General features: G+C 69.0%; 13 protein-coding genes. 8 read left to right on the top strand and 5 right to left on the bottom strand.

Annotated features, from left to right (window positions below; all coding sequences use genetic code 11):
• Nucleotides 1-40: 40 nt before the first annotated feature.
• The 7 genes from B0E52_RS10895 to B0E52_RS10865 all read left to right on the top strand — a co-directional run bounded on the left by B0E52_RS10895 (nucleotide 41) and on the right by B0E52_RS10865 (nucleotide 7,777).
• A complete protein-coding gene (locus tag B0E52_RS10895; RefSeq protein ID WP_077483858.1) occupies nucleotides 41-967 on the top strand; it encodes a 2OG-Fe(II) oxygenase in 927 nt (308 codons plus the stop codon).
• 60 nt (nucleotides 968-1,027) lie between these two features.
• Nucleotides 1,028-1,960 (top strand): peptidylprolyl isomerase, encoded by a 933-nt coding sequence (locus B0E52_RS10890; protein WP_077483857.1) that lies wholly within the window; start codon nucleotides 1,028-1,030, stop codon nucleotides 1,958-1,960.
• A gap of 183 nt (nucleotides 1,961-2,143) precedes the next feature.
• Nucleotides 2,144-2,719 (top strand): phospholipid methyltransferase, encoded by a 576-nt coding sequence (locus B0E52_RS10885; protein WP_077483856.1) that lies wholly within the window; start codon nucleotides 2,144-2,146, stop codon nucleotides 2,717-2,719.
• Nucleotides 2,720-2,972: 253 nt separating this feature from the next.
• Nucleotides 2,973-3,614: a PadR family transcriptional regulator gene (locus tag B0E52_RS10880; RefSeq protein WP_077483855.1), complete on the top strand. Its 642-nt coding sequence runs from the start codon at nucleotides 2,973-2,975 to the stop codon at nucleotides 3,612-3,614.
• A 102-nt stretch (nucleotides 3,615-3,716) separates the two neighbouring features.
• Nucleotides 3,717-4,502: a siderophore-interacting protein gene (locus B0E52_RS10875; RefSeq protein WP_077483854.1), complete on the top strand. Its 786-nt coding sequence runs from the start codon at nucleotides 3,717-3,719 to the stop codon at nucleotides 4,500-4,502.
• Nucleotides 4,503-4,620: 118 nt separating this feature from the next.
• On the top strand, nucleotides 4,621-6,741 hold the full coding sequence (locus tag B0E52_RS10870) for an AsmA family protein (protein WP_077483853.1): 2,121 nt from the start codon (nucleotides 4,621-4,623) through the stop codon (nucleotides 6,739-6,741).
• 106 nt (nucleotides 6,742-6,847) lie between these two features.
• The gene (locus B0E52_RS10865; protein ID WP_077483852.1) at nucleotides 6,848-7,777 is read left to right on the top strand and encodes a DMT family transporter; all 930 of its coding nucleotides are present in this window, start codon (nucleotides 6,848-6,850) and stop codon (nucleotides 7,775-7,777) included.
• A 145-nt stretch (nucleotides 7,778-7,922) separates the two neighbouring features.
• Here the strand turns inward: B0E52_RS10865 and B0E52_RS18705 are convergent, their stop codons facing one another.
• The 5 genes from B0E52_RS18705 to B0E52_RS10835 all read right to left on the bottom strand — a co-directional run bounded on the left by B0E52_RS18705 (nucleotide 7,923) and on the right by B0E52_RS10835 (nucleotide 12,283).
• Nucleotides 7,923-8,138, bottom strand: coding sequence for a GDCCVxC domain-containing (seleno)protein (locus B0E52_RS18705; protein WP_077483851.1), 216 nt, complete (start codon nucleotides 8,136-8,138; stop codon nucleotides 7,923-7,925).
• Nucleotides 8,128-8,727, bottom strand: coding sequence for a cytochrome c (locus B0E52_RS10855; protein WP_343124501.1), 600 nt, complete (start codon nucleotides 8,725-8,727; stop codon nucleotides 8,128-8,130). Before B0E52_RS10855 ends, B0E52_RS18705 begins: the two co-directional genes overlap by 11 nt.
• A gap of 63 nt (nucleotides 8,728-8,790) precedes the next feature.
• Nucleotides 8,791-9,987, bottom strand: a complete 1,197-nt coding sequence (locus tag B0E52_RS18600) for a copper resistance protein B (protein WP_174575558.1) — start codon at nucleotides 9,985-9,987, stop codon at nucleotides 8,791-8,793.
• Nucleotides 9,984-11,795 carry a copper resistance system multicopper oxidase gene (locus tag B0E52_RS10840; RefSeq protein ID WP_077483848.1) on the bottom strand — a complete coding sequence of 604 codons (1,812 nt, stop codon included), beginning with the start codon at nucleotides 11,793-11,795 and terminating at the stop codon, nucleotides 9,984-9,986. Before B0E52_RS10840 ends, B0E52_RS18600 begins: the two co-directional genes overlap by 4 nt.
• A 104-nt stretch (nucleotides 11,796-11,899) precedes the next feature.
• Nucleotides 11,900-12,283: a hypothetical protein gene (locus B0E52_RS10835; RefSeq protein ID WP_139351645.1), complete on the bottom strand. Its 384-nt coding sequence runs from the start codon at nucleotides 12,281-12,283 to the stop codon at nucleotides 11,900-11,902.
• 98 nt (nucleotides 12,284-12,381) lie between these two features.
• Between B0E52_RS10835 and rlmJ the strand changes: the two genes are divergently transcribed.
• Nucleotides 12,382-13,317 carry a 23S rRNA (adenine(2030)-N(6))-methyltransferase RlmJ gene (gene rlmJ, locus B0E52_RS10830; RefSeq protein WP_077483846.1) on the top strand — a complete coding sequence of 312 codons (936 nt, stop codon included), beginning with the start codon at nucleotides 12,382-12,384 and terminating at the stop codon, nucleotides 13,315-13,317.
• Nucleotides 13,318-13,349: the final 32 nt, after the last annotated feature.

The raw sequence follows: 13,349 nt of genomic DNA, 5'->3' as shown, positions 1-13,349 counted from the left end.
GCCAAGTAGAATGGCGGGTCATTGGCCGCCGGGAAGACGCATGCAGGGCTCAACGGAACTGTCGATCATCCATCCACGCGTGCTGGAATGCGCCGAGGCCAGCCGTAACGAATTCGTCGCGGCGGCGCCATTCCCCCACGTGGTGATCGACGATTTCCTCGCGCCGGATTTCGCCGCGGCGCTGCTGGATGACTTTCCCGCCTTCGAGCGCGGCAACGCGGTGGGCGACGACGGCAAGCCCGGCGGCAAGTCCACGCTGGCGAAGATCCGCCAGCTGGGCCCGGTCTGGCAGCGGCTCGACGACGCGATCCAGAGCCCCGAATTCCTCGAAGCCGTGGGCAAGCTCACCGGCATCGAAGGGCTGATCTACGACCCGTGGTATCTCGGCGGCGGTACCCACGAGAACCGCGACGGGATGAGCCTGGACCCGCACGTGGATTTCAACTACCACCCCAGCGAACGCTGGCACCGGCGGCTCAACCTCATCGTCTACCTCAACCCGCAGTGGGAGGAGTCGTGGGGCGGCTGCCTGGAACTGTTCCGCGACCCGCACGCCGATGCGCGCCCCGCGCGTTCGGTGGCGCCGGCGTTCAACCGCTGCGTGATCTTCGAGACCTCCGAGCGCTCCTGGCACGCGTTCAACCGGATCGAGCTGCCACCGGAACATGCCGCACTCACGCGCCGCTCCATCGCGCTGTACTTCTACACCAAGGATCGCCCCGTCGCGGAAACGGCGCCGCGGCACACCACCTACTACGTGAGCCGCCAGTTGCCGCCGCACCTGGACGAAGGCAGCACGCTGTCGCGCGGCGACGTGGCCGAGATCCGGCAGCTGATCGAGCAGCGCGACGCGCACATCCGCCTGCTCTACGCCGAGAACACCGCGCTGCGCCAGGCCCAGGATGCCGGCCTCACCGGCCACCTGCTGTACCTGGCCAAGCGCGCCTTCGTGCGCTTCCGCAAATAGCGCACACGCGAGCCGGCTCCTGCTACCGTGCCGCGACACCAGCCATCCGGGGAGACCAGCATGCGCCATCACCTTGCCGCCGCCGTCGCACTGGCGCTCGCCTTCGCGGCTATGCCGACCTTCGCCGCGCAGGACAAGCCCACGCCCAGCGCGAAGGACATCCTGGCGGCCTCGAAGCCTTCCGAATGGCGCACGCCCGACCCGGCCAACCTGCTCTACATGCAGCTGCCCGCCGGCCGCGTGGTGATCGAGCTGGCGCCGGACTTCACCCCGCTGCACGCGGCGAACATCCGCACCCTGGTGCGCCAGGGCTACTTCGACGGCCTCGCCATCGTGCGCGTGCAGGACAACTTCGTCACCCAATGGGACGACCCGAACGGCGACGACGGCGGCGACAAGGCGAAGATGCATCCGCTGGGAAAGGCCAAGGCCACTTTGCCGCCGGAATTCACCCGTCCGATCGATGCCAAGCAGCCGTGGACGCCGCTGCCCGACGGCGACGTCTACGCGCCGCAGGTCGGCTTCTCCGGGGGCTTCCCGGTGGCGCGCGATCCGGCCAGCGGCAAGGAGTGGCTGGTGCAGTGCTACGGCATGGTCGGCGTGGCGCGCGACGTGGCTCCCGACAGCGGCAACGGCAGCGCGTTGTACGCCGTGATCGGACAGGCGCCGCGCCGGCTGGACCACAACCTGGCCGTGGCTGGCCGCGTACTGCAAGGCATGCAGTACCTGTCGGCGCTGCCTCGCGGTACCGGGCCGATGGGCTTCTACGAAAAGGCCGGCGAACGCACGGCTATCCTGTCGGTGAAGCTCGCCGCCGACCTGCCGCCCGCGCAGCGCGAAAACATCCAGGTGCTGCACACCGGCAGCCCCACCTTCAGCGCGCTGATCGACGCCGCCCGCCATGGCCACAACGCGTTCTATCCAACGCCGGTGGGCAAGCTGGGCATCTGCGATATCCACGCGCCGGTGCGGGTGGACGGGAAGTCGCTGTGACATGGCGTGCCGTCGCGAACATCGGCCCCGCCGAGCCATTCCCGCGAAAATTCCGGCGCGTGGCGGCGGCAAGCCGGTGACACCGCGAGCGTGACGACGGACACGGCGGCATAACCGTATCCGAACATCCGGTTTGGCCGTTCCGGTTATGGTGACCGCCATGCGCCGAGCGGCCCGCCATCGATGCCCCTGAACGACAACCTGCATCTGCTGCGCGCCTGGTTGCGTGATCCACGCAGCGTCGGTGCGCTGGCGCCGTCCGGCCCTGCGCTGGCGCGGCTGATGACCGCCCACGTCGACCAGGCACACGGCCCGGTGATCGAGCTCGGGCCCGGTACCGGCGTGTTCACCCGGGCCCTGCTGGAACGCGGCCTGCCCGGACACCGGCTGGTGCTGGTGGAGACCGACGCCGTGCTGGCCGGCGCACTGGCGCAGCGCTATCCGCACGCGCGCGTGCTGCGCATGGATGCCGCCGGGCTGGGCCACGCATCGTCGCTGTTCGGTGACGAGCGCGCCAGCGCGGTGATCAGCGGCCTGCCGCTGCTGTCGATCCCGGCCGACAAGGTCGCCGCCATCGTCGAGGGTGTGTTCGAGCGCCAACTGCAACCCGACGGCGCGCTCTACCAGTTCACCTACGGCCTGCGCTGTCCGGTGCCGCGCGCGTTGCGGCAGCGGCTGGGCCTCGTGGCCGAACGCATCGGCGGCGCCTGGCTCAACCTGCCGCCGGCCTGGGTCTGGCGCATCCGCCGCCGAGGCTGAAGCCTGCGTAGGAGCGCACCCCGTGCGCGAAGGGCGAGGAGTGAGTGAAGAGAACCGCGTAGATAGGGAAAGCCAAGGCCGCGCTCCATCCCGCTCCTCTCTCGCTTCTCACTCCTCTTAACTCACTCCTTCCGTCCCACCCGTCGCGCACAGGGTGCGCTCCTGCACGAGCGGCGCGTTGCATGCTCTTGCAAAAGATATATCTACGATATATCGTGAATACACCTACGATATATCGGAGTTAGTCGTGCGCATGCATTCGCTGTTCCATCATTTCAGGCACCACCATCACCACGGCTTCCACGCTTTCGACATGGAGGGCGGCGAGCACGGCTGCCATGCCGGCCGCCACGGGCCGTTCGACGAGCCGCGCGGCGGCGCCGACTTCAGCGGCTGGGGCGGGCTGCGCGGCGGCGGTCGACACGGCGGCGGCCGCATGTTCGGCCACGGCGACCTCAAGTTGCTGCTGCTGGCGTTGATCGAGCAGCAGCCGCGTCACGGCTACGAGCTGATCCGCATGATCGAGGAGATGTTCCACGGCCAGTACACGCCCAGCCCCGGCGCGATCTACCCCACCTTGTCCATGCTCGAAGACATGGGCTACGCGCAGGTGGAGAGCGAAGCGGGCAACCGCAAGCTGTACGCGATCACCGCCGAGGGCCGCGCCTTCCTTCACGAAAACCGCGCCGCGGTGGACGCCGCGACCGCGCGCACCGAGCACAGCGCGAAGCTGGCGGCGAAGATGGCCGCGCCGATGCGCGTACGCAAGGCCATGCATGCGCTGAAGCACGCCCTGCTGATGCGCACGAGCTGGGACAAGGCCGAAGCCGAACGCGTGGCCGCGGTCCTTGAACGCGCCGCCAGCGAGATCGCCACCGGCCGTCCTCAGGACTGAACCACGCCGTGCCGCCGCGCCCCACGGCGGCACTCCCCCACGGCGGCGCTCCCTCACGCGCCAGCCGTCGCCACGCGCCCGCTCACCACGAGGTATCCCGTGATGGCACCCCACATCCACCGGCGCCTGCGCCACGACGTCGTGCTGCGCAGGCTAGCCGTGCTGCGCGTCGAGCCGCTCTCCCCGCACATGCGGCGGGTGACGTTCGGCGGCCCCGAGCTGCGCGGCTTCCACAGCGCCGCGCCGGACGACCATGTGAAGCTGTTCTTCCCCAACCGCGACGGCGAGCTGGTGCTGCCCGCGCTCGGCCCGAACGGTGCGGAGTTTCCCGCCGGCCGCGAGCCTTCGTCGATGCGCGACTACACCCCGCGCCGCCACGACGCTGCGCGCGGCGAGTTGGTGATCGACTTCGTGCTGCACGGCGACGGCCCCGCGTCGAACTGGGCCATGCAGGCCGCACCGGGCCAACGCCTCGGTGCCGGCGGCCCGCGCGGCTCCCACGTGATCGCTGGCGACTTCGATCGCTACGTGCTGATGGGCGACGAGACCGCCCTGCCCGCGATCGGCCGCTGGCTGGAGGAGCTGCCCGCCGGCGCGCGCGCCACCGCGTTGGTCGAGACTCCCGAAGCCGCCGACCGCCAGGCGTTGTCCTCACGCGGCGAAGTCGAAATCCGCTGGCTCGCACGCGACGGCGCCGAACACGGCGAACTGCTGGAACGTGCACTGCACGAACTGCCCGCCATCGCGGGCGACACGTTCTACTGGATCGCCGCCGAATCGCGTCGCGCCCGCGCCATGCGCCAATGGCTGGACCAACGCGGCGTGCCGAAGGACTGGATCAAGGCCACCGGCTACTGGCAGGCAATGGAAGACGAAGAGACGGATTGATCGCCCGATGAACGCGCGGTAAGCGAAACCGCGTCGTCACCACGAAACCTTGCCATGCCATCGGTTATTCCCGGATGCATCGCCATCATCGGCCGCACGTTGGCCGCGGGAGACGGGCATGAGGCGCAGGCACAAGCTGCTGGCATGGATCATCGGCGTACCGGTGACGCTGGTCATCGTGCTGGTCACGGCGCTGGTGGTGACACTGTCCCTGTACGACTGGAACAAGCTGAAACCGACCATCGATGCGCATGCCAGCGCGGCGATCGGCCGACCGTTCGCGATCAACGGCAACCTCGCCGTGACATGGCAGCGCGACCCGCAATCGCACGGCCTGGCCGCCTGGGTGCCGTGGCCGCAGGTCGTGGCGCAGGACATTGCGGTCGCGAACCCCGCATGGGCGAAGCAGCCGCAATTCGCGCATCTGGATGCGCTGCGCTTCCGCCTGGCGCCGCTGGATCTGCTCCGGCATCGCGTGCGCATTCCCGTGCTGCAGCTGGTGAATCCGCGCGTGGACCTGGAGCGCGATGCGCAGGGCCGCGCCAACTGGACGTTCGCGCTGCCGCAGGACGACACGCCTTCCGCGTGGACGGTGGATCTCGGCGCGATCGGCTTCGACGCCGGCGGGATCACGCTGGACGATGCCTCCGGCCGCGTGCAAATCGACGCCCGCGTCGAGCCGCTGAAGCAGGCGATTCCCTATGACCAGATCGTGGCGCAGGCCAGCGCCGATGCGCGCACGCAGGCCGAACGCAGCGCCGGCCGCGGCGCGGGCAAGTCGCTGGGCGGCGACACGGCGGGCAACGAGCCCGGCGGCGCAGCCGCGCGACAGGCCGCCTACCAGTTCGCCTGGACCGCGCACGGCAGCTTCCAGGGCGCGCCGCTGGAAGGCAGCGGCAAGACCGGCGCCGTGCTGGCCCTGCAGCAGGCCGACCAGCCGTTCCCGGTGCAGGCGCGGCTGCGCATCGGCGACACCCACATCGGCCTGGTCGGCACGCTGACCGACCCGCTGCAGCTGGGCGCGCTGGACCTGCGCCTGTGGCTGGCCGGTTCCAGCATGGCGAAGCTTTACCCCATCCTCGGCGTGGCGCTGCCCGACACCCCGCCCTACGCCACCCGCGGCCGGCTCACCGCCACGCTGGGCCGCCACGGCAGCCGTTTCGGCTACCACGATTTCCGTGGCCGCGTGGGCGGCAGCGACCTCGCCGGCGACCTCGACTACGTCACCGGCGGCGCGCGTCCGAAACTCAGCGGCAAGCTGCAGGCCACCCGGTTGCGCTTTGCCGACCTCGCGCCGTTGATCGGCGGCGGCGGTTCCAGCACCACCACGCCGGCACCCGCCGCCGCGAATCGCGTGCTGCCCACGCAGGCCTTCCGCACCGACCGCTGGCAGGCGATGGATGCCGACGTGACGTTCGCCGCCGCGCGCATCGAGCACGGCCCGTCGCTGCCGCTCGAAGCGCTGTCCACCCACCTGGCGATGAACGACGGCACGCTGGCGCTGGACCCGCTGCGCTTCGACATCGCCGGCGGCCATGTGGACGGTGCCTTGCACCTCGACGGCAAGTCCGTGCCGATGCACGGGACGCTGCAGCTGCGCATGCGCCACCTGAAACTCAAGCAGCTGTTCCCGGACTTCGCGCCGATGCACACCAGCCTCGGCGAGATCAACGGCGACGCGGTGCTGGACGCGCGCGGCAACTCCGTCGCCGCCCTGCTCGGCAGCAGCAGCGGCGAGCTGAAACTGCTGATGAACGACGGCGCGATCAGCCGCAACCTGCTGGAGACCGCCGGCCTCAACGTGGGCAACATCGTGCTGGGCAAGCTGTTCGGGGACCGCACGGTGAAGATCAACTGCGCCGCCGCCGACCTTGCCGCCCAGGAGGGCTTGTTCCGTACCCGGCTGTTCGTGTTCGACACCCAGGACGCATTGATCGATGTCGATGGCACGGTGAATTTCGCCGACGAAAAGCTGGATCTGGACGTGACCCCGCATACCAAGGGCCTGCGCATCTTCTCGCTGCGCTCACCACTGTACGTCAGGGGCACGTTGAAGAACCCCGACGTCGGCGTGCAGAAGGGCCCGCTGCTGCTGCGTGCCAGCGGTGCAGTTGCGCTGGGCGTGGTCGCCGCACCCGCGGCTGCGCTGCTGGCGCTGGTCGCGCCCAGCCACGACACCGGCGATGCCAACACCTGCACCACGGTGCTGCAGCAGATGCGCGCGCCGGCCCGGCGCTGAGTTTTTTGCGATCGTCCTGATCGCGCAAGTCAAATGGGTGGCCATCCCTGGCCGCACTCTTCACGGGCACGACGTAGAATGCTGCGTCCCCCTTCGGCGCCGCCCCATGCAAGCCACCCACCGCGCCCGCCTGCAGATCCACTTCTGCGTCCTGCTGTGGGGCTTCACCGCGATCCTCGGCAAGCTGATCTCCCTGCCCGCGCTGCCGCTGGTGTGGTGGCGCATGCTGCTGGTGACGCTGGCGCTGCTGCTGATGCCGCGGGTATGGCGCGGGCTGCACGCGATGCCGGCACGGCTGCGCTGGGCCTACGCCGGCATCGGCGTGCTGGTGTCGCTGCACTGGCTCACGTTCTACGCCGCGATCAAGCTCGCCAACGCATCGGTGGGCGCGACCTGCATCGCGCTGGGGCCGGTGTTCCTGGCCTTCGTCGAGCCGTGGATCGCGAAGCGCCGCTTCGACCCGCGCGAGCTGCTGATCGGCGTGGCGGTGGTGCCGGGCGTGGCGATGGTGGTGGGCGGCGTGCCGACGGACATGCGCCTCGGCATCGCGGTGGGCGTGCTGTCCGCGCTGTTCGTGGCGCTGTTCGGCTCGCTCAACAAGCGCCTGGTGGAACACGGCGACCCGCTCACCGTCACCTGCATCGAGCTGGGCACCGGCACCATCTTCCTCACCTTGCTGGCGCCGCTGCTGCCGCATACGGGGTCGGCCTTCTTGCCGCCGGACGCGCACGACAGCGTGCTGCTGCTGGCACTGGCCTTCGGCTGCACCTTGTTGCCGTTCACACTGGCACTGGTGGCGCTGCGCCACATGAGCGCGTTCGGTACCCAGATGGTGACCAACCTGGAACCGGTCTACGCGATCGTGCTGGCGATGCTGCTGCTCGGCGAGCAGCGCCAGCTGGACGGCTGGTTCTACGCCGGCGTGGCGGTGATCCTGGCCGCGGTGTTCACGCATCCGCTGCTGCATCGCGTGCGGCGCGGGCCGCGGCAGACCGAGCTGCTCGGCACGACCGAGAGTCACAACATGGTCGACTGACGCCGGGGCACCGGCGCGACATGTTCGCGCCGATGCCCTTCCAGCACCTGCAGCATCACCCGGCTACTGGCGATCCGCGAGGAACTCGTCCATGCCACCATCGAAGTGACACTTGCCGCAGCTCTGGCGCCGAGCTGTCCGCGCGCTAACCGCAGCAGGACTTCTGCAACTGCACAGGCGGGCACGGCACGCTGCCTTGGGAGCAGAACACGCAGCAGTCGCCCGCCCTGGGCCGCAGCAGTACGCCGCAGCCGGCGCACTCGTGGAAGTAGATGCAGGCATCGGTCGGCATCGTTTCAACCGACCGATGACCGCAATGCGGACAGGTCAGCGTGCTCTGCAGGATCGGCTCAAGGCTCATGTTGCGAATGTCCGGCATCGCCAGCAGTGGCTGGCTCGGGATGATGGCCGGACATGTCCATCCCCCGCATGTGCGTCGCATCGTGCGCATGCGTGGCGCCGTGGTCATCGTCCATGTCCTCGTCAGGCGGCGCCTTCGCCACGATGGCCTTGTATTCGGCAGGCGACATGCCGGGCAGCTTCTGGAGGAAGGCCACCATGCTCCAGATGGTGGAATCGTCGTGGCCGGCCATACCCCAGGCGGGCATCGCGCTCATCTTGATGCCGTGCTTGATGACCCAGAACGCCTCCTTCGGATCGACGTGCACCCTGGAGAGATTGGGCGGCTGCGGGTACATGCCGGCCCGCAGCTCGGTGTCGTCGACGCCCGGCGAAAGGTGGCAGCCGGTGCACATCGCCGCGTACTGGCCGGCGCCTTTCAGGATCAACTGCGGATCGTCGAGATTCGGCACGGTCAGATCCTCCGAGCGCAGGTGGATCGAACGGTCGCGCAAGGTTTGCAGGACCGCGAACACCGGTCTGGTGTGGTGATCGTCCGCGCCGATGTTGTAAAGGCCGGACCAGGCGAACGCAGCGGCGCCGACGACCAATACGCCCAGCGTGACGGCGACCGTGATGAGGTGTGCAGCGTGCTTTTTCATGGGCAATCCCCTTCAGAACCAGATGCGGACGCCGGCCACGAGCTGCCGGTCGAGTACGGGTTGGTGATCCTGCCGCGCGTAGTCGGCCGTGGTGCCGATGCGGCGGATCCAGTTCACGCCGATGTAGGGTGCGAACTGGCGGTGGAACTCGTAGCGCAGGCGCAGCCCGAACTGCACGTCGGACACGCCGCTGCCGATGCGGCGCTGCGGATCGTCCTTGCCATACAGGTTGACCTCGGCCTCGGGTTGCAGGATCAGCCGCTGGGTGAACAGCAGTTCGTAATCGGCCCGCAGGCGCGCGGCGGTGCGGCTGTTGGCGCCGACATAGCCGGTGGCTTCCAGCTCGAACCAGTACGGCGCCAGGCCTTGCACGCCGAACGCGGCCCACGTCCGCCTCGGGCCTGCGCCGAAGTCCTGGCGCACGCCGAGCTGGCTGTCCCAGAACGCGGCGACCGCGTGACTCCAGAACGCCTCCACATCGCCGTCCTCCAGCCTGCCGCCGCCGCGCTCGCCTTCCGTGCGAACCCACAGCTTGTTGGTGTCGCTGCCGTACCAGCCCTGGGCTTCCCAACTCTGGCCGTTCGCGTCGCGACCGTGGAAGGCCTCCAGCTGGTCGATCAGCAACATGCCCAGCGGCTTGGCGTCATGCCGTTCCATGGCCGCCATGCCGCCGTAGCCCACGCCATCGGAGTAGTCCGGGCTGCGCGCATCCGGCGGCGCGCGGCCGCCTTGCATCGGACCCATCGTCATGCCGGGCGTCGACTGCATCCCCGGCATGCCGCCATGCATGGCGTGGGCCGCTTCATCGTGCTGCATCCCGGGCATGGCCGAATGATCCATGCCTTGCATGCTGCCTGATGTGTCGCCTGCCGCGGTGGGCGCCGGCGTCAGGCCCGACATCGCACCGTGCTCCATGCCGGGCAAGGCACCCATGTCATGGCTGGGTGCCGCCGGTTTTGCCGTCGAAGATTTCTTGCCGGCTTGCTTGCCGGGTGTCTTCACCGGCTTCGGCGTCGTGGCCGACATCGCCATGCCGGGCATGCTGCCGTGATCCACGCCGGGCATGGCGCCCACGTCCACCGTCGAGGTGCTGCTCGACGACGCGGGAGCCGTTTGCGCCGGAGCGGTCGGGGGCAAGGCCAGCAGCAAGGCCGTCAACCACACCGGGCGACACCCGGCGCGTGAAGTGCGGCGGCGATTCGTCGTCATGACACCACCACCTCGCGCATCATCCCCGCCTCCATGTGGTAGAGCATGTGGCAGTGGTAGGCCCAGCGCCCGAGATTGTCCGCGCTCACGCCGTAGGCGATGCGCTGCGCGGGCTGCACGTTGATGGTGTGCTTGCGCACCTGGAACTGGCCGCCCGGGTTCTCCAGTTCGCTCCACATGCCGTGCAGGTGGATCGGGTGGTTCATCATGGTGTCGTTGACCAGCACGATGCGCAACCGCTCGCCGCTGCGGAAGTGGACCGGCTTGGCGTCGGAGTACTTCACGCCGTCGAACGACCACATGTAGCGCTCCATGTTGCCGGTGAGGTGCAGCTCGATCTCGCGGCCCGGTTCGCGCGGGTCGATGGAACCGCCGATCGTGTGCAGGTCGGCATAGGTGAGCACGCGGCGACCGTTGTCGCGCAGGCCGGTGCCGGGGTCGTCGAGGTTGGTGCGCGGCATGTCCACGTGCATGTCCACGCCGGGGTTGCGGTATTCGGTGCGGGCGTGATGCACCATGCTCCCCTCTCCCTCCGGACGCGGGGAAGGGGCAGGATGCCCCTGCTTTGAGGAGCGAGGAAGAGGGGTTGGGGGTGAGGGTTCGGAGGAATCGGCGACGCCACGCTTCGCCCGTACCCTCTCCCCAAGGGAGAAGGGAGAAGATCCCATCGCGCCCATCATGTCCACCATCGCCAGCGGCATGCGCGGATCCATCGCCGGCACCGCTGCCTGCATGCCGGGCCGTGGCGCCAGCGTGCCGCACGCATAACCCGTGCGGTCGATAGCCTGGGCGAAGATCGCGAACGCCCGATCCTCCTGCGGCTCGACGATCACGTCGTAGGTCTCCGCCACCGCGATGCGGAATTCATCCACCGGCACCGGTTCGACATCCTGGCCATCGGCGCTGACCACGGTCATCTTCAGGCCCGGAATGCGCACGTCGAAGATCGTCATCGACGACCCGTTGATGAAGCGCAGCCGGAGCTTCTCGCCAGGCTTGAACAGGCCGGTCCAGTTGCCGGCCGGGACGGCGCCGTTCATCAGATACGTGTAGGCGTCACCGGAAACGTCGCTGAGATCGCCGGGATTCATGCGCATCTCGTTCCACATCCTGCGCTCGGCCAGCGCGCGTCGCAGCCCCTGCTCGCGCACGTCGCGGAAGAATTCGGGTGCGGTGAGCTGCGCGTAGTTGTAGTAATCGCTCTGCCGTTTCAGCGTGGCGTAGATGTGCCCGGGGTTCTGGTCGCTCCAGTCGTTGAGCATCACCACGTAATCCCGCGCGGTCGGGTGCCGCCCCGGGCCGGCCGGCTCGATCACCAGCGGGCCGTACAGCCCGGTCTGCTCCTGCCAACCCGAATGCGAGTGGTACCAGTAAGTACCGCTCTGACGCACCGGGAAACGGTAAGTGAAGGTTTCGCCCGGTGCGATGCCAGGGAAGCTGATGCCGGGCACGCCATCCTCCTGGAACGGCAGGATGATGCCGTGCCAGTGGATCGACGTGGGCACGCGCAACCGATTGGTGACGCGCAGGGTGACCGTGGTGCCTTGCTTCCAGCGCAGGATCGGACCGGGAACACTGCCATTGACGGTGGTGGCAAGGCGCGGCCGGCCGGTGTAGTTCACCGGGGTCTCGTCGATGTCGAGCGCAAAGTCGGTGCCGCTCAACACGCGCAGCTGGCCCGGGCTGCCCGACGCCCAGGCGTTCGACGAACGCAGCAGGCCAAGGCCGGCAACCGCGCCCCCCAGCACGATGCCCTGAACGAAACGACGGCGCGACAGATCGGTCGCGGTGGGAACAAACGGTTTCATGGAATCCCTCGGAATACATCGGCATTGCGCGGGGCCATGCCGAGCGCGGCATGGTTCGCGCGCACCGGCAGAGCGGCAGGCGCGCGCAGCACAAGTCGGGAGAGTCAGGTCGCCGGTGGTCGCAGCGGCGGCGAGGCCGTCGGCGACGGTGCGTGTCGCGGCAGCGGACGCTCAGGCACGACGGCCATCGCCATCGCGCCCGGCATGGCGGCGAACACCGGCAGCAACAGGCCGCCGCTCATCGCCGCGCAATGGCAACCCGGGGAGAGCTGACCGCCGCAACAACCGGCATGACCATCGTCACACGCGGTGTGAGGCATCGGCGCCTTCCCGGTGTGCGTGCCGACCAGCGCATGCGCGACATGGACGGACGAGCCTGCCGCCGTCGCCATCGGCATCGCGGCGTTGACCACCAGCAGCAGCCACGCCAGCGCAGCCATCACTCGCAGACGGCGTGAACGGGCAAGCTGGCACAGCGAAAACGGCATGCCGCGAGCCTATCGACTGCCTGCCGGCACCTCAACTCTGGAGCAGGCTCCGACACGGCTGCCGGAGGTTTCCGTGGCGCGGCCTCTATACTCGCGCCATGAACTACCGCCATGCCTACCACGCGGGCAATTTCGCCGACGTCCTCAAGCACGCCGTGCTGCTGGCGCTGATCGATGCGCTCAAGCTCAAGCCCGCGCCGTTCTGCGTGGTCGACACCCACGCCGGCAGCGGCTGCTACGCGCTGGACGGCGCCGAGGCCGGCAAGACCGGCGAGTACAAGGACGGCATCGCCCGCCTGCTCTATCCCGACCTGTATGCCGACACCCGCACCGCCGCCGCGCTGCCGCACCTGCTGCGTCGCTGGCTGGAGGGCATCCTCGCCGTGCCCGGCAACGAGGAGACCCTCAAGGTCTACCCCGGTTCGCCGCTGCAGGCCGCGCTCGCCATGCGCGACATCGACAGCGCGCAGCTGTGCGAACTGCATCCGGAGGAAGCCGCGCGGCTGCGCGAGCTGTTCCACCGCGACGCGCGCATGCACGTGCACGAACGCAACGGCTACGAGGCACTGAAGGCGCTGCTGCCGCCGCAGGAGAAGCGCGGCCTGGTGCTGATCGACCCGCCCTACGAGGCGCAGGAGGCCGAATACCGGCTGATCGAGCAAGCCCTCAAGGAAGCGCTGGTGCGCTGGCCCACCGGCATCTATGCGATCTGGTATCCGATCAAGCGGCGCAGCCAGGTGCAACCCTTCCTGCGCTGGCTCGGCCACTGCGGCGCCAAGCGCGTGCTGCGCGCGGAACTGCTGGTGCACGGCGACGACTCGCCGCTGCGCCTGAACGGCTCCGGCATGGTCATCGTCAACGCGCCCTGGCAACTCGACGAAACCCTGCGCGAACCGCTGCGCGCGCTGGCCCGCCTGCTCGCACAGGAACGCCCCGCCGAGTGGAAACTGGACTGGTTGGTGGCCGAATCCGCCGCCACGCCCGCGAAACCCGGCAGGCCCACGCGGCTATCGCCCACGCCGCGCCGCCGCTGACGCACGGCATCGACGATGCCCGCTCGTGTTGT

The sequence above is a fragment of the Rhodanobacter sp. C06 genome (assembly GCF_002001105.1).
GTDB lineage: Bacteria > Pseudomonadota > Gammaproteobacteria > Xanthomonadales > Rhodanobacteraceae > Rhodanobacter_A.
Note: the sequence above shows the minus strand (reverse complement) of the source record. Positions and strands in the feature narration are given on the sequence as shown.

Bases quoted from the DNA above. Each gene is read 5' to 3' on its own strand.
- B0E52_RS10885 (WP_077483856.1), top strand. From the start codon at position 2,144: ATGCCCCTGAACGACAACCTGCATCTGCTGCGCGCCTGGTTGCGTGAT.
- B0E52_RS18600 (WP_174575558.1), bottom strand. From the start codon at position 9,987: ATGACGACGAATCGCCGCCGCACTTCACGCGCCGGGTGTCGCCCGGTG.
- B0E52_RS10835 (WP_139351645.1), bottom strand. From the start codon at position 12,283: ATGCCGTTTTCGCTGTGCCAGCTTGCCCGTTCACGCCGTCTGCGAGTG.
- B0E52_RS10880 (WP_077483855.1), top strand. From the start codon at position 2,973: ATGCATTCGCTGTTCCATCATTTCAGGCACCACCATCACCACGGCTTC.
- B0E52_RS10840 (WP_077483848.1), bottom strand. From the start codon at position 11,795: ATGAAACCGTTTGTTCCCACCGCGACCGATCTGTCGCGCCGTCGTTTC.
- B0E52_RS10890 (WP_077483857.1), top strand. From the start codon at position 1,028: ATGCGCCATCACCTTGCCGCCGCCGTCGCACTGGCGCTCGCCTTCGCG.
- B0E52_RS10895 (WP_077483858.1), top strand. From the start codon at position 41: ATGCAGGGCTCAACGGAACTGTCGATCATCCATCCACGCGTGCTGGAA.
- B0E52_RS10875 (WP_077483854.1), top strand. From the start codon at position 3,717: ATGGCACCCCACATCCACCGGCGCCTGCGCCACGACGTCGTGCTGCGC.
- B0E52_RS10865 (WP_077483852.1), top strand. From the start codon at position 6,848: ATGCAAGCCACCCACCGCGCCCGCCTGCAGATCCACTTCTGCGTCCTG.
- B0E52_RS10870 (WP_077483853.1), top strand. From the start codon at position 4,621: ATGAGGCGCAGGCACAAGCTGCTGGCATGGATCATCGGCGTACCGGTG.
- rlmJ (WP_077483846.1), top strand. From the start codon at position 12,382: ATGAACTACCGCCATGCCTACCACGCGGGCAATTTCGCCGACGTCCTC.
- B0E52_RS18705 (WP_077483851.1), bottom strand. From the start codon at position 8,138: ATGAGCCTTGAGCCGATCCTGCAGAGCACGCTGACCTGTCCGCATTGC.